General features: G+C 73.4%; 23 protein-coding genes and 1 pseudogene. 7 read left to right on the plus strand and 17 right to left on the minus strand.

Annotation, left to right across the window (positions count from 1 at the left end):
- Nucleotides 1–41 precede the first annotated feature (41 nt).
- The gene (locus ABT008_RS07340) at nt 42–1,154 is read left to right on the plus strand and encodes a serpin family protein (protein ID WP_350694449.1); all 1,113 of its coding nucleotides are present in this window, start codon (nt 42–44) and stop codon (nt 1,152–1,154) included.
- A 165-nt stretch (nt 1,155–1,319) separates the two neighbouring features.
- On the opposite strand, the gene ABT008_RS07345 is transcribed toward ABT008_RS07340, so the two are convergent.
- On the minus strand, nt 1,320–1,904 hold the full coding sequence (locus ABT008_RS07345; RefSeq protein WP_350694450.1) for a hypothetical protein: 585 nt from the start codon (nt 1,902–1,904) through the stop codon (nt 1,320–1,322).
- A gap of 900 nt (nt 1,905–2,804) precedes the next feature.
- On the opposite strand from ABT008_RS07345, the gene ABT008_RS07350 reads away from it, so the two are divergent.
- Complete coding sequence (locus ABT008_RS07350; protein WP_350694451.1) at nt 2,805–3,296, plus strand: hypothetical protein; 492 nt, start codon at nt 2,805–2,807, stop codon at nt 3,294–3,296.
- A 147-nt stretch (nt 3,297–3,443) separates the two neighbouring features.
- Complete coding sequence (locus ABT008_RS07355) at nt 3,444–4,028, plus strand: class F sortase (protein ID WP_350694941.1); 585 nt, start codon at nt 3,444–3,446, stop codon at nt 4,026–4,028.
- On the opposite strand, the gene ABT008_RS07360 is transcribed toward ABT008_RS07355, so the two are convergent.
- Both ABT008_RS07360 and ABT008_RS07365 read right to left on the minus strand, forming a co-directional pair.
- Entirely contained in the window at nt 3,949–4,656 is a 708-nt protein-coding gene (locus tag ABT008_RS07360; protein ID WP_350694452.1) for a hypothetical protein, read from the minus strand. The genes ABT008_RS07355 and ABT008_RS07360 overlap by 80 nt on opposite strands.
- A gap of 105 nt (nt 4,657–4,761) precedes the next feature.
- Complete coding sequence (locus tag ABT008_RS07365) at nt 4,762–5,478, minus strand: MBL fold metallo-hydrolase (RefSeq protein ID WP_350694453.1); 717 nt, start codon at nt 5,476–5,478, stop codon at nt 4,762–4,764.
- A gap of 91 nt (nt 5,479–5,569) precedes the next feature.
- Here ABT008_RS07365 and ABT008_RS07370 point away from each other — a divergent pair, with 91 nt between their 5' ends.
- The gene (locus ABT008_RS07370; protein ID WP_502890364.1) at nt 5,570–5,977 is read left to right on the plus strand and encodes a YchJ family protein; all 408 of its coding nucleotides are present in this window, start codon (nt 5,570–5,572) and stop codon (nt 5,975–5,977) included.
- A gap of 11 nt (nt 5,978–5,988) precedes the next feature.
- Here ABT008_RS07370 and ABT008_RS07375 read toward each other — a convergent pair whose 3' ends face one another.
- From ABT008_RS07375 to ABT008_RS07390, 4 genes and pseudogenes are all read right to left on the minus strand, one after another.
- Complete coding sequence (locus ABT008_RS07375) at nt 5,989–7,215, minus strand: MFS transporter (RefSeq protein ID WP_350694454.1); 1,227 nt, start codon at nt 7,213–7,215, stop codon at nt 5,989–5,991.
- 740 nt (nt 7,216–7,955) lie between these two features.
- Nucleotides 7,956–8,726, minus strand: a pseudogene (locus tag ABT008_RS07380) (mechanosensitive ion channel family protein); the annotation flags it as partial.
- Nucleotides 8,727–8,812: 86 nt separating this feature from the next.
- Nucleotides 8,813–9,583, minus strand: coding sequence for a hypothetical protein (locus tag ABT008_RS07385; RefSeq protein WP_350694456.1), 771 nt, complete (start codon nt 9,581–9,583; stop codon nt 8,813–8,815).
- A 37-nt stretch (nt 9,584–9,620) separates the two neighbouring features.
- The gene (locus ABT008_RS07390) at nt 9,621–11,282 is read right to left on the minus strand and encodes a serine/threonine-protein kinase (protein ID WP_350694458.1); all 1,662 of its coding nucleotides are present in this window, start codon (nt 11,280–11,282) and stop codon (nt 9,621–9,623) included.
- 360 nt (nt 11,283–11,642) lie between these two features.
- Here ABT008_RS07390 and ABT008_RS07395 point away from each other — a divergent pair, with 360 nt between their 5' ends.
- Nucleotides 11,643–12,770 (plus strand): peptidoglycan recognition protein family protein, encoded by a 1,128-nt coding sequence (locus ABT008_RS07395; RefSeq protein ID WP_350694460.1) that lies wholly within the window; start codon nt 11,643–11,645, stop codon nt 12,768–12,770.
- Between the two features lie 43 nt (nt 12,771–12,813).
- Nucleotides 12,814–14,388 carry a glutamate synthase-related protein gene (locus ABT008_RS07400; RefSeq protein WP_350694461.1) on the plus strand — a complete coding sequence of 525 codons (1,575 nt, stop codon included), beginning with the start codon at nt 12,814–12,816 and terminating at the stop codon, nt 14,386–14,388.
- A 242-nt stretch (nt 14,389–14,630) separates the two neighbouring features.
- On the opposite strand, the gene ABT008_RS07405 is transcribed toward ABT008_RS07400, so the two are convergent.
- On the minus strand, nt 14,631–15,323 hold the full coding sequence (locus tag ABT008_RS07405; protein WP_350694462.1) for a hypothetical protein: 693 nt from the start codon (nt 15,321–15,323) through the stop codon (nt 14,631–14,633).
- A 210-nt stretch (nt 15,324–15,533) separates the two neighbouring features.
- On the opposite strand from ABT008_RS07405, the gene ABT008_RS07410 reads away from it, so the two are divergent.
- The gene (locus ABT008_RS07410) at nt 15,534–16,274 is read left to right on the plus strand and encodes a lysoplasmalogenase (protein ID WP_350694464.1); all 741 of its coding nucleotides are present in this window, start codon (nt 15,534–15,536) and stop codon (nt 16,272–16,274) included.
- Here the strand turns inward: ABT008_RS07410 and ABT008_RS07415 are convergent.
- The 9 genes from ABT008_RS07415 to dgoD form a co-directional block, all read right to left on the minus strand.
- Nucleotides 16,244–16,897, minus strand: a complete 654-nt coding sequence (locus ABT008_RS07415; RefSeq protein WP_350694466.1) for a response regulator — start codon at nt 16,895–16,897, stop codon at nt 16,244–16,246. The two genes, ABT008_RS07410 and ABT008_RS07415, sit on opposite strands and share 31 nt — an antisense overlap.
- Nucleotides 16,894–18,159: a sensor histidine kinase gene (locus ABT008_RS07420; RefSeq protein ID WP_350694467.1), complete on the minus strand. Its 1,266-nt coding sequence runs from the start codon at nt 18,157–18,159 to the stop codon at nt 16,894–16,896. The genes ABT008_RS07415 and ABT008_RS07420 overlap by 4 nt, the downstream gene beginning before the upstream one ends.
- Nucleotides 18,156–18,725, minus strand: coding sequence for a hypothetical protein (locus tag ABT008_RS07425; protein WP_350694469.1), 570 nt, complete (start codon nt 18,723–18,725; stop codon nt 18,156–18,158). Before ABT008_RS07425 ends, ABT008_RS07420 begins: the two co-directional genes overlap by 4 nt.
- A gap of 268 nt (nt 18,726–18,993) precedes the next feature.
- Nucleotides 18,994–20,823, minus strand: coding sequence for an AMP-dependent synthetase/ligase (locus tag ABT008_RS07430; RefSeq protein ID WP_350694471.1), 1,830 nt, complete (start codon nt 20,821–20,823; stop codon nt 18,994–18,996).
- A gap of 217 nt (nt 20,824–21,040) precedes the next feature.
- A complete protein-coding gene (locus ABT008_RS07435) occupies nt 21,041–21,607 on the minus strand; it encodes a gluconokinase (RefSeq protein WP_350694472.1) in 567 nt (188 codons plus the stop codon).
- Nucleotides 21,597–22,826, minus strand: a complete 1,230-nt coding sequence (gene manD / locus ABT008_RS07440) for a D-mannonate dehydratase ManD (protein WP_350694473.1) — start codon at nt 22,824–22,826, stop codon at nt 21,597–21,599. The genes ABT008_RS07435 and manD overlap by 11 nt, the downstream gene beginning before the upstream one ends.
- A gap of 27 nt (nt 22,827–22,853) precedes the next feature.
- Nucleotides 22,854–23,813, minus strand: a complete 960-nt coding sequence (locus tag ABT008_RS07445; RefSeq protein WP_350694475.1) for a sugar kinase — start codon at nt 23,811–23,813, stop codon at nt 22,854–22,856.
- A gap of 1 nt (nt 23,814) precedes the next feature.
- Nucleotides 23,815–24,438 (minus strand): bifunctional 4-hydroxy-2-oxoglutarate aldolase/2-dehydro-3-deoxy-phosphogluconate aldolase, encoded by a 624-nt coding sequence (locus ABT008_RS07450; protein WP_350694477.1) that lies wholly within the window; start codon nt 24,436–24,438, stop codon nt 23,815–23,817.
- 2 nt (nt 24,439–24,440) lie between these two features.
- Nucleotides 24,441–25,589: a galactonate dehydratase gene (gene dgoD, locus ABT008_RS07455; protein ID WP_350694479.1), complete on the minus strand. Its 1,149-nt coding sequence runs from the start codon at nt 25,587–25,589 to the stop codon at nt 24,441–24,443.
- Nucleotides 25,590–25,595 lie beyond the last annotated feature (6 nt).

Below are 25,595 nucleotides of genomic sequence, written 5' to 3' on the forward strand. Positions count from 1 at the left end.
CCGGCGCGTCACCGTGCCACGTGCCGTCACCGGAGGACGTCATGAGTACCCGCGCCGCGAACACGCTCACCGCCCGCTGGACCGCCACCCTGGACGACGAGGCCACCGTGCTCTCCGGCGCGGGCGTGCATCCGCTGCTGGCGCTGCTCGCCCGGTACGCGGACGGGCCGGCCCGGGCCAAACTGTCGGCCGTGGTCGGCGACCCGACGGACGTGGACCTCACCGACTCCCCGAGCACCCGGATGGCGCTCGGTTTCTGGTCGCGGCGCGGCCTGCCGCTGTCCGAGCGGTGGCGCACCGAGGTGCCGGCCGCCCTGCGCGGCGAGCTGACCGGGGACGAGACCGTCGACCAGGCGGCGCTGGACGCGTGGGCGGCCGCGCAGACCGACGGTCGGATCACCGCCATGCCGGTACGCGCCAGCAGCGGGACGGCGATGGTCCTCGCCAGCGCGCTGTCGGTGCTCACCACCTGGAAGCAGCCCTTCCACAGCACGCCGTGCCGACCCACCGACGGGCCCTGGGCGGGGCGGGACCTCGCCGGCCTGCGCCGACGCGGCCGTGACCTGCACGCCCTGCGGGTGGTCGACACCGTCGCCGGGCCGGTGAGCCTGCTGACGGTCGAGGGCGCCGAGGACGTCGACGTCGTCCTCGGCCTCGGTCCCGCCGGACACGGTCCCGCCGAGGTGCTGCCCGCCGCGATCGGCGCACTCGACGGCGAGGTCCCCGCCCTGCCGCTCACCGCCGGGCCGGGCGTGACCGAGCAGATCGTCGACGCCTCGGACGCCACCCCGGAGTTGACGGTCTCCACCGTCGCGTTCACCGTCGACGCCGCCCACGACCTGCTGCGACAGCCCGGCCTGTTCGGGTTGACGACCGCGACCGACGCCACCGGGGACCACTTCCCCGGCATCACCGAGCGGTTGTACGTGGCGCAGGCCGTCCAGAACGCCACCGCCACGTTCAACGCCACCGGCTTCTCCGCCGCCGTGGTGACGGCGTTCGCGATGCGGGCCGGTGCGATGCGGCCGCCCGTCACCGTACGCAAACGGCTGGTCAGTCTGACCGTCGACCGGCCGTTCGGCTTCGTCGCCGTACACCGACCGACGAACCTCGTCCTCGTCGCCGGCTGGGTAACCCACCCCACCGCGGCATAGGGGTTCGGTGTAAGGAGGGGTCCCCTGCTAACGCCTGGTGTATAGGAAGGGACCCCTCCTAACATCTCCGCCACCGCAGACGCAGACGCCGCCGGCCGGCACCCCGGGTTGCGGGTACCGGCCAGCGGCGTTCTTGCTTCCCCTGATTCGAGGAAAGTGTGGGGGTCAGCTGTTCCAGTGTGCGGCGACCAGGTCAGCGGCCTGCTGCTCCCACTGGGCGTAGTGGTCGGGGAACGCCGACACCTGCACCGTCTGGGCGGCCACGGTCAGCGGCATGTCCTGCCACCCGTCGACCTGCTTCAAACCCTTCAAGAAGGCGAGGGTGGAGTACTCGGGGTCGGTGATCTGCTCGACCGTGCCCCAACCCGAGGACGGGCGCTGCTGGAACAGACCCTGCGAGTCGTGGTCGTTACGGTCACCCAGGTGACCCAGGTTCTCCAGCTTCGACTCCTGGAACGCCGTACCGATCGCGATCACCGCGGCACGCTCGTCCATACCGGCCTTCTTCGTCGCCGCGATGATGGCCTTCGCGTTGGCGACCTGCTCGTCGTTCAGGTCGATGCGGGACTGGGCGCCCTGCACACCATGCGGAATCAACTTGCCGGCATCCGGCTTGTCCGCCTGCACCGCCACCGCCGAGGTCGCGACGGGGACGGCGTCAGCCTGCATCGTCGGGCCAGCGAACACACCACCAGCGAACGCGAGACCAGCAACACCGAGAACGCTCTTACGCAGCAGCTTTGAGTTCATCACAAGCTCCATTCGGGGGTAGACGCCACCCACCGGGGGAAGGGGTGACGCGAACGCCGTCAGGCGCCAGAAGACAAAGAGGGAACCGCGCGGCTCGTGAAGAAGGGGCATCAACGAACCGGCTCTTGCGGCGTCGGGATCACAACCACCGACCGAACCGCATCATTCCCGGGGCCAACCGCGAGCCTTCGCGGCGCCGGGACCAGGTATAACGACTGACCGAGCCAGGTCATTCCGACATCCGCCCGCCACCCGCCGCGGGGTGGGGTCCTGCTCGGCCAGCCACCGGATTACAACGCCAGCGACCCCACCCCGATTCCGCCCCGAAGCCACCCACCGGCGCACACGAAAGCGGACATTAAATCACGAACGACGCATACCCCATCCTCGCTTCCCACAGGGTCGCCTGGCCGCCCACCCGGGCCCCGCCCATTCCCCGTTGATCAAGAAGTTTTGGCGTGAATGCCGGGGGATCCACGGCTCAAACCTCTTGATCAACTCGTCCGAGTCCGAGTCCGAGTCCGAGTCCGAGTCCGAGTCCGAGTCCGAGCGGCCGGGGCTGGGTCCGGGGGGTGGTGGGAACGTCGGAGACCCGGTCGCCGCGAACCGGACGGGTGCCACGATCGGCGCGACACCGCGCCGACCTCGCCTTCCGCCCACCGGTCACGACGTGCGGCAGGCGGACATCGACCGGATGCCGGTGCCCGCCCGACTCGTGGCGGGACCTTCCGCGACGCCCGAGTCGGTCGGGCGGACACGTGACGGCAACGAAGATTTCTCATTTTCACCGGATCGGGTCCCAAGCCCACCTAGTGTTGGGCACACCGGTGCTAGTCGCGGAGTTGGCCACCCGAACGACGTCCCACGCAGTCAGCGGACGAAAAGTGAGGGAAGACGCGTATGAAGGCAACCAGAGTTCTCGTACCGGCTGCGGGCAGCATCGCCTTGGGCGCGCTGCTCATGCCCGGAGTCGCATGGGCGGACACCACGGTGTCACCGGCGACGACCCCGGTCGGGGGGACCGTCGTGCTCACCGCGACCACCTGCAACCCGAGCACCGGCGACGCGCTGTTCCGCGTCACCGGCCCCGACCGGGACCAGAACGTCCGCTCCACCACCGCCGCAGCCGGCGGCGGCCTGAGCGCCGAACTGTTCACCGCCGGTTTCACCCTCGGCACGTACACGGTGGCCGCCACCTGCGGGGACGGCACCTCGGACGGCAGCACCACGTTCACGGTCACCCCGATCGGTGGCGCCCAGGCCGGGGGCCGCACGAGCGACGACGGACTGGGCACCCTGGCCACCGGGGCGACCCTGATCGCCACCGCGCTCGGTGGCGGCGTCATCCTGGCCCGTCGCCGCCGGCACGCCGAGGCCGCCGCGCGTCTCTGACGCGCCAGCACTCCATCCATCCTGCGACGGGTGCCCGCGCCGTACGCCACGGTGCGGGCACCCGAGGGACACCGCACACCCGGTGTCCCGCCGACCGTCCGACATCCGGGAGCGGAGGTGACCGTGCGGGCGTACCACGGGGGACGCATGCTGCTCGCGCTGGTCGCGGCCGTCGGGGTGGCGCTGGTCGGCGCGGGGCTCGGACGGATGCCGGCCGGACCGCCGCAGCCCGACGGCGCTGCGCAGCGGGCGGGCACCGCGCCGAGCCTGCCGCCGCTGCCGCGCGCCGACCCCGTCGAGGTGCGGATCGAGGCCATCGGCGTACGCGCACCGCTGGTGCCGGTCGCCGCCGACGCCTCGGGCGCGTTGGAGGTGCCGCCGCTGGACCGCCCGCAGGTCGCCGGGTGGTACCGGCCCGGTGCCAGCCCGGGTGAGATCGGAAACGCGGTCCTGGTGGGCCACGTCGACTCCCGGGACGGCCCGGCCGTCTTCTTCGAGTTGGGGCGGTTGCGGCCCGGCGACACCGTCCACATCGCCCGGGTCGACGCCACGGTGGCCCGTTTCACCGTGGACGCCGTCGAGGCGTACCCGAAGGAGCGGTTCCCCACCGACCTGGTCTACGGCCCCGGCGGCCTGGCCGGGCTGCGGTTGATTACCTGCGGCGGCCGGTTCGACCCGACACGCGGCGAGTACGCCGACAACGTGATCGTCTTCGCCACCCGCACCGCGTGAGCCCGACACGGTGAGCCCGCACCGCGTGAGCCCGCGCGACTGGTGGCACGCGTTCGACCATCCGGACGCCGGGAAGACCCGAGCGTCCACGACAGACCCGAGGAGTAACGATGGCCCAGGCAGCGATCAGGAAGAGCACCGGAGCAGGCACGGCGGCGAAGCGGTCCACCGGGACGGCAGCCGCCAGGAAGACGACCGCCAAGGCGACCGGCGGCAGAGCCACCACCGGCAAGGCAGCCACCAGCACGACAGCCACCCGCAAGACGACGACCAGCAAGGCGGCGGCCGGTAAGGCCACCGGCAGGAAGGCCACGACCGGTACGACAGCGGCGACCTCCGCCCGTACGGCGCGGAAGAAGGCCGTCTCCGCCACCGCGAGCCCGACCCGGCGGCCCACCGCGAAGGCGACCGCCGCGAAGAAGGCCGCCGTCGCGAAGAAGGCGCCTGCGGCGAAGAAGACAGCGGCGAGGAAGACAGCGGCGAGGAAGACAGCGACCAGGAAGACAGCGGCGAGGAAGACAGCGACCAGGAAGGCACCGGCGGGCAAGGCCACCGGTGGTCGGGCGCCGGCCACGAAGACCGCCACGAAGAAGGCGGCGACCCGGAAAACATCGGCCAGCCAGGCCACCGCCGCGCGGTCCCGGGCAGCGAGCGCGCCCAGGCCGACGCGGAAGGCGACCACGATGGAGTCGTTCGGCAGCCGGCGCGGCGCACGGACCCGCTGACCGGCGCGCTACCCGTCGGACAGCCGGCTGAGGAAGCCCCGGACCTGCTCGCGGGCCCGTTCGGTGATCTCCGGACCGTGGGTGAAGGCGACCGCGTCGTACTCCAGCTCGCCGAGTACGTGGGCGGTCTGCTGGGTCATCTCGAAGTCGGTGCAGAACGCCTTGACCGGCCACCGGATGCCCGCCACGTTGAACAGCGCGTCGCCGGTGATCAACACCCGGGTCGGCTCGTGCAGCAGCGACACGTGTCCCGGCGAGTGGCCGGGGGTGTGCACGACGCGCAGTCCACCGCCGACATCGAGCAGGTCCCCGTCGGTCAACGGCTGCGCCACCTCGAAGGCCGGGAAGCGGCCCCCGGCGAGGCGGCCGAACAGCCGGGCACCACCGACGGTCGGATCCCTCGGCGGCGGGGTGCCGGACTCGGCGTACGGCATGTCGGCGGCGTGCAACGCGATCGGCGCACCGGTACGGCGAGCCACCTCGGCCGCCCCACCGACGTGATCGGGATGGGCGTGGGTGAGCACGATCCGGGTCACGTCTGCCGGGTGCTTGCCGATGGCGGCCAGCCCGCGCACGATCCGGGCCGGTGCGCGACGTATCCCGCAGTCGACCAGGGTGACGCTGCCGTCGTCGTCGACCAGGGCGTACGAGTTGATGAAGGACCTGCCCACGGTGGGGATACGCCAGACACCCGGGGCGATGGCCGCTGCGGCTGACCGCGCCATCGGCGCACCATACCATCCACCTTCCCCGATGTCCGGGGCGCGCCATGCCCCCGGCGTCACCCGTCGGGTCCGGTGCCGAGAGGATGACGAGGTGGCGAAGCGGAACAGGCGGACCGAGGTGACCGGGGTGTGCCCGTGCGGGCAGGGCATGCCGTACGCGGACTGCTGCGGACGACTGCACCGTGGCGAGGCGGACGCGCCGACGGCCGAGGCGCTGATGCGCTCCCGGTACGCGGCGTTCGCCGTCGGTGACCGGGACTACCTGCTGCGCAGTTGGCACTCCCGCACCCGCCCGCCCCGGCTGCACCTGGACCCGGCGCAGCGGTGGACCGGGCTGGAGGTCGTCGGCATCGGCGGTGGCGGGCTGTTCGACAGCACCGGGACCGTGGAGTTCCGCGCCCACTACCGCGAGGGCCGCGATCCCGGCACGGTGACCGAACGCAGCCGCTTCGTCCGGGAGGACGGCCGCTGGGTCTATCTGGACGCCGAGCGGCCCTGAGCCGGGCACGCTCACGCGTCGATCCGGGCGGACGGCACGTCGACCGGTGCGCGTCGGGTCCGACCCACGCGGAGCATCTGTGCCGCCGCGACCAGCAGGTACGGAACGACGGCCAGGGCGAACGCCCACGCGTTGTCCGTGGCCGTGGCGAGCAGGCCGAAGCCGACGTACACCGCGATCGTGGTCAGGTCGGTGAGCGTGCCCGCCAGCGAGGTGACGGTGGCCCGGGCCGGGCCGCTGATCCGGGCCTGGAGGCGGGCGTCGGCCAGCACCGAGGCGAGTTGGAAACCGGCGAACGCGGCCGCGACCAGCAGGAACCCCACCGGTCGGCGGAGCAGTGCCCCCGCCGCCAGGACCACCGCCGAGGCGGCCAGCAGCAGGGCGTACCCGCCGGTGCGCAGCCGCTGCCCGGCCGGGGCGAGCAGCCCGCCGGCCATCTGCCCGAGGGTGACCACCAGCAGCAACAGCGGCACGGTGGTCAGGGCGACGCCGGTGTCCCGGGCCAGCAGCGGGAGGTACTCCTCCAGCGCGCCCCAGATCGCGCTGACCACCGCCACCAGCAGCACCGCCGCGCGTACGGGCCGGTTGCCGCGCGCCTCGGCGACGCCCAGTCGTAGCCCCTGCCACCAGCCGGGCTCGTCCGGTTCGGACGGCTCGGCGGCGGGACGCCGGTGTTCGGGGAAGCGGGTCGCGACGGCGGCGGCCAGCAGGCAGGCCGCGACGCTGGCCGCCCCGACCGCCGGGTAGCCGCCGAGCCCGAGCACCGGCCCGGCGAGCAGGATCGACCCGAGCACCCCGGCGGTGCCGGCGGTCCGGGCACGACCGATGGTCCGGGCGTACCGGTCGGCGGCGCCGACGTGGTCGAGCTCGTCGAAGACCAGCGCCTCCAGCGCGCCGGAGGCGAGCGCACCACCGGCTCCCCAGAGCACGAACCCGACGGCGAACGCCGGATAGGACGGCAGGACCGTCCAGAGGCCGAAGCCGACGGCGCTGCACAGCGGTGCCAGGGCGAGCACCAGGCGTCGGGAGGTCGCGTCGGCCCAGGCACCGGCGGGGACCTCCAGCACCAGACCGGCCAGCGACCAGATCACGAACAGCGAGGAGATCTGCCCGACCGACAGCCCGGTGTCGGAGAAGAGCAGCACGTACACCGGGTAGAGCAGGATCAGGTCGGTGAGGAACGTGTACGCGTAGAGAGTGGCCGCCAGGCGACGGCCGGCGGCGGAAGCGAGGGTCATCGAGGCCGTCCGGATGGGTGGGGGCGATTACGGACACCGGTGTGCACGGTGTCCGAGGGCGGCCCCCGGCCTCGGTCGAGGCATCAATGTCGCCAGGTCATGCGGTGATCGTAGGCGGCCTCACCACCCGGTGCCACCCCGTTGCGGGCTCCGGCGGGGCGTCGCCCGGAGACGAAGACTGCCGGACGCGTCGCGGGACGGGACCGACCGGTCCCGTCCCGCGAGGTGACGCCGTCGGCTCAGCGACCGGGCGGGTCGTCGGACTTCGGCAGGATGATCGTCGACTCGCTCTCGTCGGCCGAGGTTCGCGGCGCCGGCACGTTCGGGCCGGTCGACGTGACCTGGGTGGTGTCCGCGTCGCCGGTCGTCGCGGCGGACTGGCGCGGGAACGCGGTGGTGGCGTCGGGGTCCTCAAGGCCCGCCGCCGACTGACGCGGGAACGCCGTGGTGGCGTCCGGGTCGTCGTGGGTCGCGGTGGACTGACGCGGCATCACCGTGGTGGCGTCGGAGCCGACGTGGGGCGGGGTGACGACCTGGGTCGCCTCCGGGTCGTCCGACACCGGCGTACCCGCCGACGTTCCGGTCGCGAACACCGGCGTGGCGGGCGGCGGGTCGGCGGCCGGCGCGCCGAAGGTCGCCCCGCCGGGCGGTACGGGTGCCGCCGCCGACTCGGCCAGCCGGCGCTCGGCGGCGATCCGCTGCTCCTCGCGCTCGCGGGCAGCCTGCGCCTCGCGCTCCCGGGCCGCCTGCGCCTCGCGCTCCCGGGCGGCCTGCGCCTCGCGCTCCCGGGCCGCCTGGGCCTCGCGCTCTCGGCGGCTGGCGGAGTAGGCGCGGGCGTGCTCGGCGATGGTCCGCGACTCCGCCTCGGCGCGGGACAGCCAGGACTCCCAGCGGTTCTGCATCGGACGGATCAGCCCGCCGCCGACCCCGACGACGAGGATGCCGCCGACGGTGGCGAGCACCGCGATCAGCACCGGAGTGGTGACGGCGGTGGCCACGCCGATCTGGTTCAGCGCCGCGATGATGCCGAGACCGAGGATGAACGCCGAGGCGATGGTGGCCAGCAGCCGGCCGTACGACAGCCCGCCGAGCGCACCGGAAATCAGGTCCTTGACGGCGCTGGCGATGGCGGCGGCGACCACCACGATGACGATGGCGACGAAGGCCCTCGGCAGCCAGGCGATGACGCCGGCGATCAGGTCCGAGATCGGGTTCGGTCCCCAGATGCCGAACGCCAGGTAGAGGGTGAGCAGCAGGATCCCGTAGTACGCGAGCCGCGCCACGATGTCGCTGGCGTCGTACCGGGAGCGGGCCAGCGCCCGACGGATGCCGCCACGTTCGACCGCCCGGTCGAAGCCGACGCGTTCCAGCAGCCGGCCGACGAGTTTCAGCACCGCCTTGGCGATCAGCCAGCCGGCGACCAGGATCGCCACGAAGGCGACGGCTTTGGGAAGGAAGAGGAGTATGGCGCGGAGGGTGTCCCCCACCGCATCGCCGAAGTTGTCTCGCATCCAATGGTCCTTTGCACGGGCGGTCGGTCGGTCCGGCCCGACCTACCCCCGGGCGTCGCGCGAGAAACGTCGCGGGTGTCCGCCTCTCAGCCCGGACAGGAGTACGCGACCTCGGTGACCGCTTGCGCCGACGACGGCGAGACGACGTTCACGGTGGCCGTCTCGGTGGTGCTGCCCACCCCGCTGAACGTCCACCGCAGGGTCAGCTCCACGGTCCGCTGCCCCGGGCCCACCCGCTCGGTCAGCAGGGCCCCCGGCGCGCTCCCGGACCGTAGCCACTGGTACTCGACGGTGCCCGGGCGGCCGTTGGTGCGTACCGTGGCGACCACGTCGACGGTGACGTCGCACCGCTGTCCCGCCGGCTGCGGCACCGCCACGCTGACGCCGCTGATCTCCAGCGGGTTCAGCCGCTGCCAGATCCAGAGCCCGACCGCCGCCAGCAGTGCGAGGGTGAGCAGCATGGACAGCACCGACAACGAGCGACGCCAGCGGGACCTGCGGCGCGGTGCCGGTGCGGGGGTCGGCCACGCGGGGGCCGACGGCGGGGCGGCCGGCACGCCGGGCCCGAAGCGCAGTTCACCGCCGGGTCCGGTGGTCGGCGCCGCGAACGCACCACCCCGCGCGGCGCTCGTACGCACCGTTGGGGTCCCTGCCGGGTACGCAGCCGGTCGCGCAGTGGTCGTGCCGGGCGGCGGGTAGGTCGCCCCCTGGGTGGCGTCGAGGTCCGAGGTGGCCCACGGTGCCGTGACGCCGAGACGGGTGGTCGGATCGGCGTCGGCCCAGCGGACCGTCGGTTCGTCGGACGGTGACACCGGCTGGGGCGGCAGTGCGTGGGTCGGGTCGTCGGGCTGGGTCACGGCGGGTCTCCCGGGTCGTGGTGGTGCACGCGCCCGGTCAGCCCGGCGTGCAGTAGGAGTAGAGGGTGACGTACGTCGGATCACCGGTGGTGGTGTTGCCGGCGGCGTCGGTCGCCACCACCGTCACCGGGATCCGGGCGGTGTTCCCGGGGCGGGGCAGGTCCGCGAGGACGCCCTGGAAGCGGCCGCCGCCGGCCGGAGCCATCCGCCGCTCGTACGTCTGCTTCTCGATCGTGTAGCGGACGCGGACCCGCAGGTCGTCGGCGTCCGTGCGGTCGTCCTGGACGAGTGCGGTGACGGTGCTCGCGGTCGGCCCGTACGGGCAGCCGGCGGGATCGAGTGTGGTCGGGCTCGCGGCGACCCGACCGACGGTGGGTGCGGTGACGTCCGGTGGCGGCGGCGGGCTGGTGCTCGTCGACGGCGACGGATCGGCCGTGGACGGTGTGGGTTCGCCGATGGGGGTCGCCGAGTCGGTCGGGTCGGCCGTGGCGGTGCCGCCGGTCGGGGTGGGGGGCGTGACGGACGTCGGGGTGGGAGTGGCGGTGAGGCCGCGCGTCGGCGTGGGGGTCGGTGCGGCCTCGGTCGGCGCGGGTGCCCCGGTCAGGTCGGTGGTCGCCTCGGACGCCGCACCGGTCGGCACCGGCGGCTCCTCCATCGCGTAGCCGAGCCCGGCGCCGCCGACCAGCATGGCCGCCACCAGGCCACCACCGACCAGCGCGGCCCGGGCCCGACCGGTCCGCCGCGACGCCGGTCGGCGGCCGGAGCCGTCGTCGGCGGTGCGCGCGCCGAGCGCGGTGGCGGCCACGCTGACGGTGCCACCGCTGCCGTCCCGGAACGGGAACAGGGCCGCCAGCAGCACGGCCCGCTGGGCCAGCTCGCGCAGCCCGCGCTCCTCCCAGTCCGCCCCGTACGCGCCGACGGCCGTCTCCTCCAGCTCGGCGAGGAAGACCCGGGCGGGCTGTGGCCGGTCGGCGGGACGTTTGGCCATGCCGTGCCGCAGCAGCCCGTGCACCGGTCGCGGGGCTCCGTCGGTGGGGATCGGCGCCCGCGCGTGCTGTCGGCGCAGGGTGGCCAGATCGCCCCCGTCGTACGGGGGGCGGCCGGTCAGGCACTCGAAGAAGGTCGCGGTGGCGGCGTAGATGTCGCACGCGGGTTCGGCCGGGGCGCCGGTCCACTGCTCCGGGGCCATGTAGCGGGGGGTGCCGGTGACGCTGCCACCGGCGTCGGCGCCGACCGGCATGGCGATGCCGAAGTCCGCCAACTTGCTGGTGCCCTCGGCGGTGACCAGCACGTTCTCCGGCTTGTAGTCGCGGTGCACCACCCCGTGCGCGTGCGCGGCGGCCAGCCCGGCCAGTGATCCCTTGAGGACACAGAGCGCCGACTCGGGTGTGGTGGGCCCCTGCGCGCGCAGCATTTGGCGCAGCGAGACGCCGTTCACCAACTCCATCACGATGGCCGCGCCGTCGGGTGCCTCGACGTACTCGTAGAGGCGGCAGACGTACGGGTCGTCGATCTCGGCCAGCAGTCGGGCCTCGTCCCGGAAGGCGTACCGGAACAGGTCGTCGTGGAGCTGCCCGGTCAGGTACTTGATCGCGACCGGGGTGCCGGTGACGTCGTGCACGGCGAGGTCGACGGTGCCGGACGCGCCGGCACCGAGCCGCCGGACCAGGGTGTATCCGGGAACCTGCCATCCGGTCATGTCGCCGCTCCCCGCGCTCCGCCCAGCGTGAGGGTGGGCACGCTGCTCATTGTGGCCGCCCGTGGGGGCGGGACCATCCGCCCGACAGGTGCCGTCGTCGGCCGGGTGGCCGCCCGACGGCTCGTCCGATCGACGAGGTGGCCGCCGGACGATCCGGCGGCCACCGCGCGATGGTCGGTCTCGGACACGCCGTCAGAGGTAGCACCTCGGGTCAACACCTACGGCGCGATCGCCACGGCGGGTCCGGATGTCGACCTCCGTCGACCTCTGGCGCCGAGCACGGCTCCGGCAATATCCTCCACCTCAGGAGTTTCTCGTGGCGCTGATTTTCACGCGCGCGCCCATCCCGGAGGAGACGCCATGCCTGCCGAGCACACCGAGTGGAACCGCCGGACGATGCTGCGCGCGGGCCTGGGCGCCGCCACGGTCGCCGTCGTCGGGACCGGCCTCGCCCGCCCCACACCGGCCCGGGCCGGCGACGACCTCGACTGGATCATCGGCTGCGACGAGTGGGGCGCCCGACCGCCGACCGGCCCACTGGCGGTCAGCGCGACACCCACCAACAAGATCATCGTGCACCACATGGCCTTCCCCAACGTCACCGACCACTCGCGGGAAAGGGCGGTCGCGCTCGCCCGGGAGTGCCAGGACCTGCACGTCGACGGCAACGGCTGGTCGGACACCGGCCAGCACTTCACGGTCAGCCGGGGCGGGTACGTCCTGGAGGGCCGACACGGCAGTCTGGACCGGCTACGGGCCGGTGACCGGCAGATGATCGCCGCCCACTGCCCCGGGGAGAACGGGCGGGCCATCGGCATCGAGAACGAGGGCACGTACGTCGACCAGACCCCGCCGGCCGCGCTGCTGGACTCGCTGGTGCGGCTCTGCGTGGCCGTGTGCCGCCGGTACGGTCTGCACGCGCACGACATCTTCGGACACTGGGACTTCCGCACCACCCAGTGTCCCGGCGCGGCCTTCTACCGGCAGTTCCCGACGCTGCGCCGCCGGGTCTTCCAAGCCCTGGGCACGCCACGGCGCGACGTGCCGGTCCGCCGTTGGCCGGACGTGTGGCGCTTCGTCAACGCCCCCACCGTCCGCGTGGCGCAGCACCTGCTCGCCCACCACGGCTACCCCGTAGAGCCGACCGGCACCTTCGACCCGGCCACCGTGGCGGCGGTGCAGGACTGGCAGGCCCGCCAGGCGCTCCCCGTCGACGTGGACGCCACGCTGACCGCCGCCACCTGGGAGACCCTCGCCCCGGACCTGGGCCGAGGTGGCGTCGGGCGGCCGGTCACCGCCGCGCAGGAGCTGCTCGCCGTCAAGGGATACGCGGACGTGGCGCCGACGGGTGTGCTCGACGAGCCGACCCGACGGGCGGTCCGCGACCTCCAGGCGCTGCACCGCCTGCCCCGCACCGGCACCGTCGACACCGACACCTGGTGCGCGATCGTCGGCGGGGTGGTGCGGCAGTCCCTGGTCCGTGGCTGAGCCGGGACGTTTGACCTGGCCCGGAGTCGGAAAGTGTGGCGGGATGAGATGGGCTCGTCACGCCGTACCCGCCGCCGTCGCCGCACTCGCCGCGCTCGCCGCACGCGATTTGCTCCAACGCGAACACGCGCTGCGTCGCAACTTCCCGGTGCTCGGCCGGGCACGCTACCTGCTGGAGTCGATCGGGCCGGAACTACGGCAGTACATCGTCGCCGGCAACAACGAGGAACGCCCGTTCACCCGCGACCAGCGCCGGTGGGTGTACGCCTCGGCGAAGCAGGAGAACAACTACTTCGGGTTCGGCACCGACAACGACATCGAGTACACCGCCGGTTATCCGATCATCAAGCACCGTACCTTCGGTCGGCCGGTCCCCCCGTCGATCCCGACCATGGGCCACGACGCACGGCTGCCGGTCGCCAAGGTGCTCGGCGCCGCCCGGGGTCGCGCCCGCGCCTTCCGGCCCGAGTCGGTGGTGTCCATCAGCGGAATGAGCTTCGGTTCGCTGTCCGGCCGGGCCGTCGAGGCACTGAACCGGGGCGCGGCCCTCGCCGGCTGCCTGCACAACACCGGCGAGGGCGGGGTGTCCCCGTACCACCGCAACGGCGGTGAGCTGATCCTGCAGATCGGCACCGCGTACTTCGGGTGCCGCGACGACCGGGGCCGGTTCGACCTGGCCCGACTCAAGGACGTGGTGGCCGCCAACCCGGTCCGAGCGTTGGAGATCAAGCTCAGCCAGGGCGCCAAGCCGAGCCTCGGCGGGCTGCTGCCGGCGGCGAAGGTCTCCGCCGAGATCGCCGAGACCCGGGGCATCCCGGTCGGCCGGGACTGCGTGAGCCCGTCCCGGCACGCCGAGTTCTCCGACTGCGACAGTCTGCTCGACTGGGTGGAGCTGCTGGCCGCCGAGACCGGCCTGCCGGTCGGCATCAAGTCCGCCGTCGGCGACCTGGGGTTCTGGACCGAGCTGGCGGACCTGATGCGGGACACCGACCGGGGCGTCGACTTCGTCAGCGTCGACGGCGGCGAGGGCGGCACCGGCGCCGCACCGATGATCTTCACCGACTCCGTGTCGCTGCCGTTCCAGCAGGGCTTCGCCCGGGTCTATCCGATCTTCGCCGAGCGTGGCCTGCACGAGCAGGTGGTCTTCATCGGCGCCGGCAAGCTCGGCCTGCCCGACAACGCGGTGGTCGCGTTCGCGCTCGGCTGCGACATGCTCGCCGTCGGGCGGGAGGCGATGCTGGCCATCGGCTGTATCCAGGCGCAGAAGTGCCACGACGACAGCTGCCCGACCGGAGTCGCCACCCAGAACGCCTGGCTGGCCCGGGGCCTGGACCCGACGTCGAAGGCCGACCGCGCCGCGCACTACATCAAGACCCTGCGGCGCGACCTGATGAAGGTGGCCGAGGCCTGCGGGGTGGAACACCCCGGTCTCATCGACGCCGACTCCGTCGAGATCCTCGGCGGCCGCACCAGCTCCACCCCACTGCGCGAGGTGTACGGCTACCAGCCCGACTGGGGCCTGCCCTCGGACGCCGACCGGAAGGCGATCGTGGACCTGATGTCCACCGAGGCCCCCCAGGGCGGCAGCGCTCCCCCGTCGCGCACCGCCCGCAGATGAGTTCCCGAACGCTCTGACCGGCCACCTAACCGCAGTTCATCGCTTGCTTTAGTGCAGGTGTGCGATGGTGGCGGCGTGTCGGTCGACGCCATCATCGCGCACGCGGACCTGGACGCGTTCGGCGACTGGCCGGGGCACCGGCCCGGAGATGCCGCTGCTGCCCGACCCCTGACCTCGGGCGGCGCGGGCCGGGCGGACCCGAGGACCGGTGCCGTGACCGGGTCGAGCCTCATACAGCCCGGTCACCGGACGAGCCGGGCGTCCGCGTCGACGGCGGGAAGGGCGGTGGCGCGGGGTGCGGCGATGCCCGCGCCGGACCGGACGTCGGAGAGTCGGTCGAGGCGGGCCTGCGGTGCGGGCCGCCAGAGCCCGGTCACCGGGTGCCCGTCCGCCCGGACGAGGCGGCACCGCTCCTGGTAGCCGGCGCGGCGATAGAGGCGGCGGTCGGCACCGTGGTGCGCCTCGGCGTAGGTGGGCAGCCCGAGCGCGTCCATCCACTGGTGACTCCCGGCGAGGAGGGTGGCCGCCTGCCCCACCCGGTCGGTGTCCGGCGGCGCAGCGAGCAGGGCCAGGTGCTGGTGGGGTTCCTCGGGGCGCCGTGCGGCGAGAACCTCGTCGAACCGGCGGAAGCGTCCGGCGTGCCCGCCGCAGGCGTCGTCGAGCCGCTCGTCGTAGCGGGGCGGTGGCGGGATCGGCCGGTACCGGTGGAACCAGACGCTGGCCGCCGCCCCGTTCGCCAACAGGAACGCGTCGCCGAAGAGGAGGGCGTGTTCGACCCAGATCCGGGCCACGGCGGCGAGGACGGCGGGGCGCCGTCGCGGATCGGGTACGAGCCACCCCCCGGCGGCGGTCGGCGCGACGGCGGCGGTGACGAGGTCGACGATCCAGTCGATGTCGCTCCAGCGGGCGCGGTGGACCGGCGGGGTGACCTGCACGGGGGCTCCTGTGTCGTCGGGCCGGTCCGCTTCGGTGACACGGACGTCGGAGAAGGCCGGTGCCGTACGGTCACGACCGGCGAACGCGACCGACCCTAACCCACAGCGATGCTCCGATCACAGAGTGCTCGATGTGTCGTGACAATGACACATCGGACGGACTGCTCCCACCAGTTGACGAGTGGAGGTGCACTGGGCACACTGCCCGGCATGGCATTCGGCCCCGTCACTCGGTCGTCCGCTGGCCGGCGGAACGGGCCGACGGACGCCCTCGGCCCGACGCGCCGCGTGGACCGGGTGGCGCGTACCCGGCGCGGCACGCCCTGGTTCTGGGCGTTCCTGGTGGTGGCGGTCGTGGAGCTGGTCGCCGTGGCGGTCGACGCGACCCCGGTGCAGTGGCTGGCCAAGCCGCTGCTCGCGCCGCTGCTGCTGGTCTGGCTGTGGCGGGTACGCGGACAGACCGGCCCGGTCGCTCTCGCGCTGGTCTTCGCCACCGCCGGTGACATCGCGCTGCTGGTGCCGGGCGAGGCCGCGTTCCTGGTGGGGATGGGCTGCTTCCTCGGTACGCAACTGGCGCTGATCACCGCGTTCGTCCGGCATCGGCGGCCGCCGGCGCCCGCGCTGGCCGGATACCTGCTGCTCTGGGCAGGCGCGATCGCGCTGCTGTGGCCGCGCCTCGGCGACCTGCGCTGGCCGGTGCTCGGGTACGGCCTGGCGCTGAGCCTGATGGCCGCGACCGCGACCAGCGTCAACCGCCGGGTCGCGGTCGGCGCCGCCCTGTTCCTCGTGTCGGACCTGCTGATCGGCCTCGGCGCGGCCGGCGCCACGCTGCCCGCACACGGGGTGCTGGTGATGACGACCTACAGCGCGGCACTCTTGCTGATCACCACCGGCTGGGCGGCGCGCGCCGACGAGCCCGCTCAGACCGGCGGCATCAGCCCGCCCCGGTAGGCGGCGGCGACGGCCTGGGCACGGTCGCGCAGTCCGAGTTTCATCAGGACCCGGCCGACGTGGGTCTTCACCGTCGCGTCGCCGATGTGCAGCCGGGCGGCGATCTCGGCGTTGGACAGCCCGTGCGCCATCTGCACCAGCACCTGCCGCTCCCGGTCGGTGAGCCGGTCCAGCTCGGCGGTGGTGGGCGCGCGGTGCTCGCCGAGCGCCGCGAACTCGGTCAGCAGCGTCCGGGTCACCGCCGGGTCCAGCCACGCCTCCCCGGCCGCGACCGCGCGGACCGCCAGGGTCAGTTCGTCGGGTACGGCGTCCTTGAGCAGGAACCCGGACGCGCCGGCCCGCAGCGCGGCGCGGACCGCGTCGTCCACGTGGTAGGTGGTGAGGACGAGTACCCGCACCTCGGCGGTGTCGGTGGTGATCTGGCGGGTGGCTTCCACCCCGTCGGTGCCCGGCATCCGCACGTCCATCAGCACCACGTCGGGGCGGATCCGGCGGGCCAGCTCGACCGCGGCGGCACCGTCGTCGCACTCGCCGACCACCTCGATGTCCGCCTCGGCGGCGAGCAACATGGCGATCCCGGACCGCACCAGCGGCTGGTCGTCGGCGAGCAGCACCCGGATCACGAGGTCACCGCCACCGCCGGTGCGGCGCGCAGCGGCAGGCGCGCGTACACCCGGAAGCCCTCGCCCGGCAGCGGCCCGGCGGCCAGCTCGCCGCCGACCACGGCGACCCGCTCGCGCAGGCCGAGCAGGCCCCGCCCGGTGGACGGCAGTCCGCCGGTCGCCGTGCCGCCGGTGTCGCGGACCTCGACCTCCAGGTCGTCGCCCCAGGTGAGCCGCACGGTGGCGGTGGCCTGCGGGCCGGCGTATCGGGCGGTGTTGGTCAGCGCCTCCTGCACAGTCCGGTAGGCGGCCAGGCCCACGCTCGGGTCCACCGGTCGCGGCGGGCCGTCGACGGTCAGGGTGACCGGGAGTCCGGCGTCCCGCATCCGGACCACCAGCTCGTCGACCTCGGCGGGCCCCGGATGCCGGTCCTCGGCGGGTGCCGGCGGGTCGCCGGGCGCGATGACGGCGAGCATCCGCCGCAGTTCCTCGACGGCCTGCCGGCCGGCCTGCTCGATGTGGGCCAGCGCCTGACCGGCCCGGTCCGGGTCGGTCGTCACGATCCGGCGGGCGCCGCCGGCCTGCAACACCATCACCGTGACGCTGTGCGCGACGATGTCGTGCAACTCTCGGGAGATCCGGGCCCGTTCGTCGGTGACCGCACGCTGCGCCTCGACCACCCGCAGCCGCTCGGCGGCGGCGAGCCGACGCCGGTTGCTGCCGGCCCACCGGCCCAGCGCCCACGTCCCGGCGACGACCGTGGCGTAGACCAGGGCGAGCCCGACGAAGACGGCGGTACGGCGACCGGCGTCCTCCCGTCCCGCCAGCCACGCCTCGTTGGCGGCGATCACCAGGTAGGGCGCCAGCGCCGGGACGGTGGCCCAGGCCCGGTCGGCCGGCGCGTGGGCGCCCACCGCGTAGAGGGCCACCAGCACGCCGAGCACCGGCTGGTAGCCGGGCACCACCGCGGTGCCGACCAGGCCGAGCGCCCAGACCAGCGCGAACACGATGACCGGTGCCCGGCGACGCCAGAGCAGGGCGACCGGGGCGAGCGCCGCGAACGCCACCAGCAGGAGCGTCGAACCGTCGGGTCCGGCCCGACCCAGGTCGGAGCCGGCGGTGGAGAAGATCGCCAGGTCGAGCACCCAGACCGCCGCGGCGACCAGGACGTCCCGCCCGGCCGGTCGGCGGGTACCAGCCGACGGGTCCAGGGCCGAGGGTGCCGGGGTGGCCTGCGTGGGCGGGGACCCGGTGGCGGTCGGAGGTCTGGGTGGGGTGGTCATCGGGGGCCGTGCGGCTGGCAGAAGCAGAACAGGATGCAGAAGCCGCCGGTCAGTTCCCGCAGCGAGTCGAACCGGTGCTCGGCGCGGCGCGGCTCGCGTTGGGCCTGCTCCAGCTCGCCGGCCCGACGGAGCAGGTCGTCGTCGATCAGGTGGATGTCGTCCCGGACGATCTCCTGCCGACGCAGCGCCTCCCACAGGTCACCACCGGCGGCCTCGATCGCCTCGGCCAGCGCGGCCGGGTCGGCGGCCCCGACCTGGGTGCGATAGCCGGAGGTCCGGCCGAGTGCGGCGACGAGCGCCAGCGGCGCCCGGTCGGTCAGCCCGAAACGCCGCCACTTCCACACCGGCGCCACCTCGACCGGCAGGTGTTCGGCCAGTCCGGCGGGGAAGATCACGACCTCGAGGTCGGCGTGCGGATCCAGCAGCGACTTCGGCGGGTCGGGTACGAGCACCTGGTCGCCGTCGATCAACACACCGGCGGCGAGGTGACCGGCGGCCCGGTCGGTCGCACGACGGTCCTGGATGGAGACTCTGATCTCGGCGCGGATGGCCGTGTCGACGCACACTCTGGTTCCTCCGGGGCAGCGGGTGCGTGAACCGTAGGCCGAAAACGATCATCCGGCTGTCAGATACCGACACCGAATCCGTCCATCCGCCGCTTGACAACTCCCCCCTCCCGCCTCCCGCCCCCCTCCCCCCCTCCCCCCCTCCCACCTCCCCTCCCCGCCCCACCCCCGTCCGGGTTGATCAAGGAGTTTGGGTCACGATCCACGAGCAGACAGGGCCCAAACTCCTTGATCAACGAGGCAAGGGTGGGTGGGTGGGGGTGGGGGGTCAGGGTTGGGGGTAGAGGGCGGCTATGTCGTCGGCGAAGTGGGACTCGACGGCGTTTCTCTTGATCTTGAGAGTGGGGGTCAGCTCGCCGTCGGCTTCGGTCAGGTCCCGGACCAGGATGCGGAAGGTCTTGACCTGTTCGGCGCGGGAGACCGTGCGGTTGGCCTTGTCGATGGCGTGCTGGATCTCGCCGCGCAGGTGCGGGTCGTCGCGCAGGGACGCGAGCGAGGCACCGGAGTGGCCGTGCGTCTCCCGCCACCGGAGCCACGCCTGCGGGTCGACCGTGACCAGCGCGCCCACGTACGGACGGCCGTCGCCGACCAGCATCGACTGGCTGACCAGCGGATGCGCGCGGATGAGTTCCTCGATCGGCGCGGGCGCGACGTTCTTGCCCGCCGCAGTCACCATGATCTCCTTCGTACGGCCGGTGATCCGCAGGTAACCGTCGTCGTCGAGCCGACCGAGGTCACCGGTGCGCAGCCAGCCGTCGTCGGTCTTCGCCTCCCGGGTGGCCTCGGGATTGTTCCAGTACCCCGGGAACACCACCTCGCTGCGGACGTGGATCTCCCCGTCGTCGGCGATGCGGACGCGCACCCCGGGCAGCGGCCGACCGACCGTGCCGATGCGGATCGCGGTCGGCAGGTTGGCGGCGAGGGCCGGGGAGGTCTCGGTCAGCCCGTACCCCTCCAGCACCGTGATGCCCGCGCCCCGGAAGAAGTGTCCGAGCCGCTCTCCCAGTGGCGCTCCGCCGACGATCGCCATGCGGCACCGCCCGCCGAGGGCGGCCCGCAGCCGGCGGTACGCGACGAGGTCGAACACCAGGCGGGCCAGGCCCAGCGGCAGTCCGGGCCCGCCCGGGTGGTCCAGGGCCCGGCTGTACCGAACGGCCACCTTCTCGGCGAGGGTGAACAGCACGCCCCGGTGACCGTCCTGCGCCGTCTGCCGGGCCTGGTCGTACATCTTCTCGAACATCCGGGGCACGGTGAGGATGAACGTGGGCCGGAAGCGGCGGAGTTGGTCGAGCACGCCGGACATGTCGGCGCTGTGCACCATGGTGGCCCGGCTGTGCACCATGCCGACCTGGATCAGCCGGGCGAAGGCGTGCGCCAGCGGCAGGAACAGCAGCGTCGACGCGCCAGGGTGCAGCAGTTCGGGCAGTACGGCGGTGGCGTTGCCGATGTCGGTGGAGATGTTGCAGTGGGTCAGCACGCAGCCCTTCGGCGCGCCGGTGGTGCCGCTGGTGTAGACGATCGTGGCGATGTCCCGGCCGGTCACCGCCGCGCGGCGGCGGTCCACCTCGTCGGCCTCGACGGCGCGACCCTGGGCCGTCAACGTGATCAGGTCGCCGGCGTCGATGCGCCAGGTCTGGTGCAGCTCGGGCAGGTCCGGCCGCAGTCCGGTCACCGTGGCGGCGTGGTCCGCGGTCTCCACTACGCACCCGACCGCACCGGAGTTGCTCAGGATCCAGCGGATCTGGTCGGTGCTGGAGGTGTCGTAGATCGGCACGGTGACCGCGCCGATGGACCAGAGCGCATAGTCGACCACGGTCCACTCGTACCGGGTCCGGCTGAGCAGCCCCACCCGGTCGCCGTGCGCGATGCCGACCGCGAGGAGGCCCCGGGCCAGCGCCAGCACGTCGTCGCGGAACTGCCGGCAGGTCACCGGCAGCGGGCCGCCGCGCCCGTAGCGGCGTACCGGCCAGGACCGAGGGTCGGGGTCGGGGCGTACGAACTGCACGGCGTCCGGGTCCTCCGCCGCGTTGCGCCACACCCGGTCGGCCAGGCTGCCGTCCTCGCCGCCGACGATCGGATCAACCGCTGTCTCCCGCACGTCCGCCCACCTGCCGTCGCGTCCCCGTCCGGCTGATGGTGGCCCGGTGGCGCGCGCCCGGTCCCGGGAACGCGAAAACCCGTCCCACACCACCCGGCCCGTGCTATCGCCCGCGCCGCCGCCCGGCCGCCCCGGCGAACCGGCCCGAGGAACGCGGACGGCGGTGGCCCGGCCGGGACAAGCCGGGACCACCGCCCCCCACGCGCCGTCCGACGGGTTACGCCGGAGGCTCGGCCACCGCAGGTACGCCGGCGGCCAGGTCACGCACCGGTAGGCCGAGTCGCCGTACCGCCGCCTCGATCAGTTCCCCGGTGGTCAGTTGCAGGTCGAGCACCACACCGCGCTCGTCGCGCCAGAGCGGTTCCAGCGTCGCGGTCTGCGAGTCCAGCAGACTCGCCGGCATGTAGTGGTCGGCCCGCAGCGACATCCGTTGCCGGATCGTCTCGGTCGGGCCGTCCAGGTGCACGAAGTCGACGCTCGGCGGGCCCTGCCGCAGCACGTCCCGGTAGGAGCGCTTCAACGCCGAGCAGGCCAGCACCGTCGACACGCCCTCCCGGTGCCGGTCGGCCATCCACCCGGCGAGAGCCCGCAGCCACGGCCAGCGGGCGTCGTCGTCGAGCGGTACGCCCGCCCGCATCCGCGCCACGTTTGCCTCGGAGTGGAACTCGTCGGCCTCGGCGAACACCAGCCCGGTCAGCGCGGCGACGCCCTGGGCCACGGTGGTCTTGCCCGCGCCCGACACCCCCATCACCACGATGTGCCGGGTCGCTGAGTCACCAGTCATGGACCGTGCCGTCCATCAGCCGGTTGAACGGCAGATAGGCCGGCTGGTACGGGTACCGCGCGGCGGCCTCCTCGTCGAGTTCGACACCGATGCCCGGCTGCTCGCCCGGGTGCAGGTAGCCGTCGGCGAAGGTGAACGACTGGCGGAACACCTCGTTGGTGAGCGGGCCGTGGCGCATGTACTCCTGGATGCCGAAGTTGTGGATGGCCAGGTCCAGGTGCAGCGCGGCGGCCATGCCGACCGGCGAGATGTCGGTCGGGCCGTGGATGCCGGACTTGATCTGGTACTGCGCGGCGAAGTCGAGCAGCTTGCGCATCGCCGTGATGCCACCGGTGTGGGTGACGGCGGAGCGCACGTAGTCGATGAGCTGCTCCCGGATCAGGGTCTGGTAGTCCCACACGGTGTTGAAGATCTCGCCGATGGCCAGCGGCGTGGTGGTGTGGTGGCGCACCAGCCGCAGCGCCTCCTGGTTCTCCGCCGGGGTGCAGTCCTCCAGCCAGAACAGGTCGTACGGCTCCAGCGCCTTGCCCAGCTTGGCGGCCTGGATCGGGGTCATCCGGTGGTGGCCGTCGTGCAGCAGCGGCAGCTCCGGGCCGAACTCGCTACGGACCGCCTCGAAGACACCGGGCAGGTGACGCATGTACGCGCGGGTGTCCCAGTCCTCCTCGGCCGGCAGCGGGGTGCGCTGGGCCGGCTCGTAGTCGTAGCGCTTGCCGCCGGTGCTGGGCTGCGCGGCGACCCCGTACACGGCGTTGATGCCGGGCACCGACGTCTGCACCCGGATCGACCGGTAGCCCTGGTCGAGGTGCGCGCGGATCGAGTCGAACAGCTCCGGCAGGTCCCGCCCCGAGGCGTGCCCGTACGCCATGATGCCGGTGCGGGACGCGCCACCGAGAAGCTGGTAGAGCGGCATCCCGGCGGCCTTGGCCTTGATGTCCCAGAGCGCCACGTCGACCGCGGCGATGGCGGCCATGGTCACCGGTCCCCGCCGCCAGTACGCCGAGCGGTAGAGGAACTGCCAGGCGTCCTCGATGCGGTGCGCGTCCCGGCCGATCAGCAGCGGGACGACGTGGTCGCGCAGGTACGAGGCGACCGAGAGTTCACGCCCGTTGAGTGTGCCGTCGCCCAGGCCGGTGATGCCATCCTCGGTTGTGATCTTCAAGGTGACGAAGTTGCGGTCCGGACTGGAGACGATGACGTCTGCAGCGACGATCTTCACGAGGGGTGCCTTTCTCGCAGGTGATGCTCAGCGAAGGGTGGTGCCGGCGGCGCTGCCGGTGATCAGGGACAACTCGTCGCGGCGGGGTAGGCCCTCCCAGTCGCCGTGTCCGGCGACCGCGAACGCCCCGAGCGCCACCGCGCGCCGGAGCCGGTCGGTCAGGTCCAGCCCGTCCAGGTGCCCGGAGAGGTAGCCGGCGGTGAACGCGTCACCCGCACCGACGGTGTCGACGGCGGTGACCGGCACCGCCGGCACGTGCTCCACTCCGTCGACGGTCCAGGCGCGGACGCCGTCGGCACCGAGCTTGACCAGCACCGTCGACACGCCCCGCCGGAGCAGGTCGGCGGCGGCGTCGCGCTCGTCGGCCCCGGCCTCGGCGACCAGGTCCAGCTCGTCGGTGGAGGCCACGACGACCGAGGCGTACCCGGCCAGCGGGGTCAGGGTCGCCCGAGCCTCCTCCCGGGACCACAGCCCGGCCCGGTAGTTGACGTCCAGGCTGACCGGGATACCGGACTCGGCCGCGGTGCGGACCGCCCAGCTCACCGCAGCCCGCGCGCTGTCGGACAGGGCCGGGGTGATCCCGCTCAGGTGCAGCAGGCGGGCACCGGCGGCGAGCGGAGCACGCAGGTCGTCGACGGCGAGCGCCGCGCCCGCCGAACCGGCCCGCAGGTAACGCACCCGGGACACGTCGGCGGTCCGCCGCTCCAGGAACATCACCCCGGGCGGGCGCTGCGGGTCCCGCCGTACGTCGGTGGTGTCGACGCCCTCGGCGCGCAACTGCCGCAGCACGAACTCGCCCAGTTCGTCGTCGCTGATCCGACCGGCCCAGGCCGCCCGGTGACCGAGCCGCGCCACCCCGATGGCCACGTTGGACTCGGCACCGGCCAGATGCATGGTCAACGGCCCGCCGGCCGCCAGCGGGCCGGACGACCGCAACGACACCAGCGCCTCACCGATGGTGAGCAGATCCCGCTGACGCTCGCTCATGTCAACGCACCGCGTCGAGGTAGCGGCGGGCACGGTCGCGTAGCGCGTCGAGGTCGCCGCCGGAGGCGGCGTCGCCCACCAGCGGGCCGCCGACGCCGACGGCGATCGCGCCGACCGCCAGGTAGCCGGGCAGCTCGGCCAGGCCGACCCCGCCGACCGCGACGAACGGGATGTCCGGGAACGGGTCGCGGAGCGCCTTGAGGTACCCGGGTCCGCCGACCGAGGCCGGGAAGAGCTTGACCACGCTCGCCCCCGACCGCACCGCCGTGTACGCCTCGGTCGGGGTCAGCGCGCCGGCCGCCACCGGCAAGCCCCGCCGGGCCGCCTCGGCGATCGACTCGACCACGGCCGGCGTCACCACGAACTGCGCGCCGGCCGCCGCCACGTCGGCCACGTCGGCCACGGTGAGCACCGTGCCGGCGCCGACGAACGTGTCGGCCGGGGCGTCGGCCCGGATGGCCGCGATGGCGTCGAGCGCATTCGGGGTGGTCAGCGCCACCTCCACCGCGCGTACGCCCTCGGCCAGCAGGGCGGTGCCGGCGGCGATGGCGGCGGCGGTGTCGGTGCCCCGGATGATGGCCAGCATCCGGGAGCGGGTGAGTTCGGCGGTGAGATCGAAGGTCATGGTCACCACTCCGCGTACGAGCCGTCGGGGTGCCGGAACATCGGGCTGCGCCAGGCGTGGCCGCGCTTGTCGGCCGCCCGCACCGCCTGCTCGTCGATCTCGATGCCCAGCCCCGGTGCGGTGAGCCGCTGCACGTACCCGTCGACGAAGGTCAGCGGCTGCTGGTCGACGCAGTAGTCCAGCACCTCGGCCCCGAGGTTGTAGTGGATGCCGATGCTCTGCTCCTGGATGAGATAGTTCGGCGTGGCGAAGCCGACCTGGAGGCAGGCGGCCAGCGCGATCGGCCCGAGCGGGCAGTGCGGGGCGAGCTGCACGTCGAACGTCTCGGCCAGCGCGGCGATCTTGCGTACCTCGGTGATGCCACCGGCGTGCGCGAGGTCCGGCTGGGCGACCGCGATGCCGGCCTGGAGCACCGGCAGGAACTCCTGCCGGTTGTACAGCCGCTCCCCGGTGGAGACCGGCGTGCTGGTGGAGCGGACGAACTCGCCGATCAGGTGGGAGTTCTCCGGCACCACCGGCTCCTCCAGGAACAGCGGCCGGAACGGCTCCAGCAGCGGCGCGACCCGGCGGGCGTTGGCCAGGGTGAACCGGCCGTGGAAGTCCACGGCCACATCCCGCTCGTCGCCGAGCACCTCCCGGGCGGCGGCGACCCGCTGCACCACCGCGTCGAGTTCGGCGACGGAGGCGAGCGGGCTCATCCGCCCGGACGCGTTCATCTTGACCGCGGTCAGGCCGGACTCGACCCGCGCCGCGATGTGGTCCCGGACCTCGTTCGGCTCGTCACCGCCGACCCAGCCGTAGACCCGGATCCGGTCCCGGACGGGCCCACCGAGCAACTGGTGCACGGGCGCACCGTACCGCTTGCCGGCGATGTCCCACAGCGCCTGGTCCAGGCCGGCGACAGCGCTGGCCAGGATCGCCCCGCCGCGATAGAAGGAGCCCTTGGTCATCACCTGCCAGTGGTCCTCGATGCGCAGCGCGTCCTGCCCGACGAGCAGCTCGGAGAGCTGCTCGACGGCGGTGCGGACGGTCTCCGAGCGGCCCTCGCAGGTGGCCTCGCCCCAGCCGACGATGCCGTCGGTGGTCTCCACCCGGACGAACAGCCAGCGGGGTGCGACGAGGAAGGTCTCGACGCGGGCAATGGTGGTCATGATCGG

It is taken from the genome of Micromonospora sp. NPDC002389 (assembly GCF_040296095.1).
In the GTDB taxonomy this organism is placed as follows: Bacteria; Actinomycetota; Actinomycetes; order Mycobacteriales; family Micromonosporaceae; genus Micromonospora.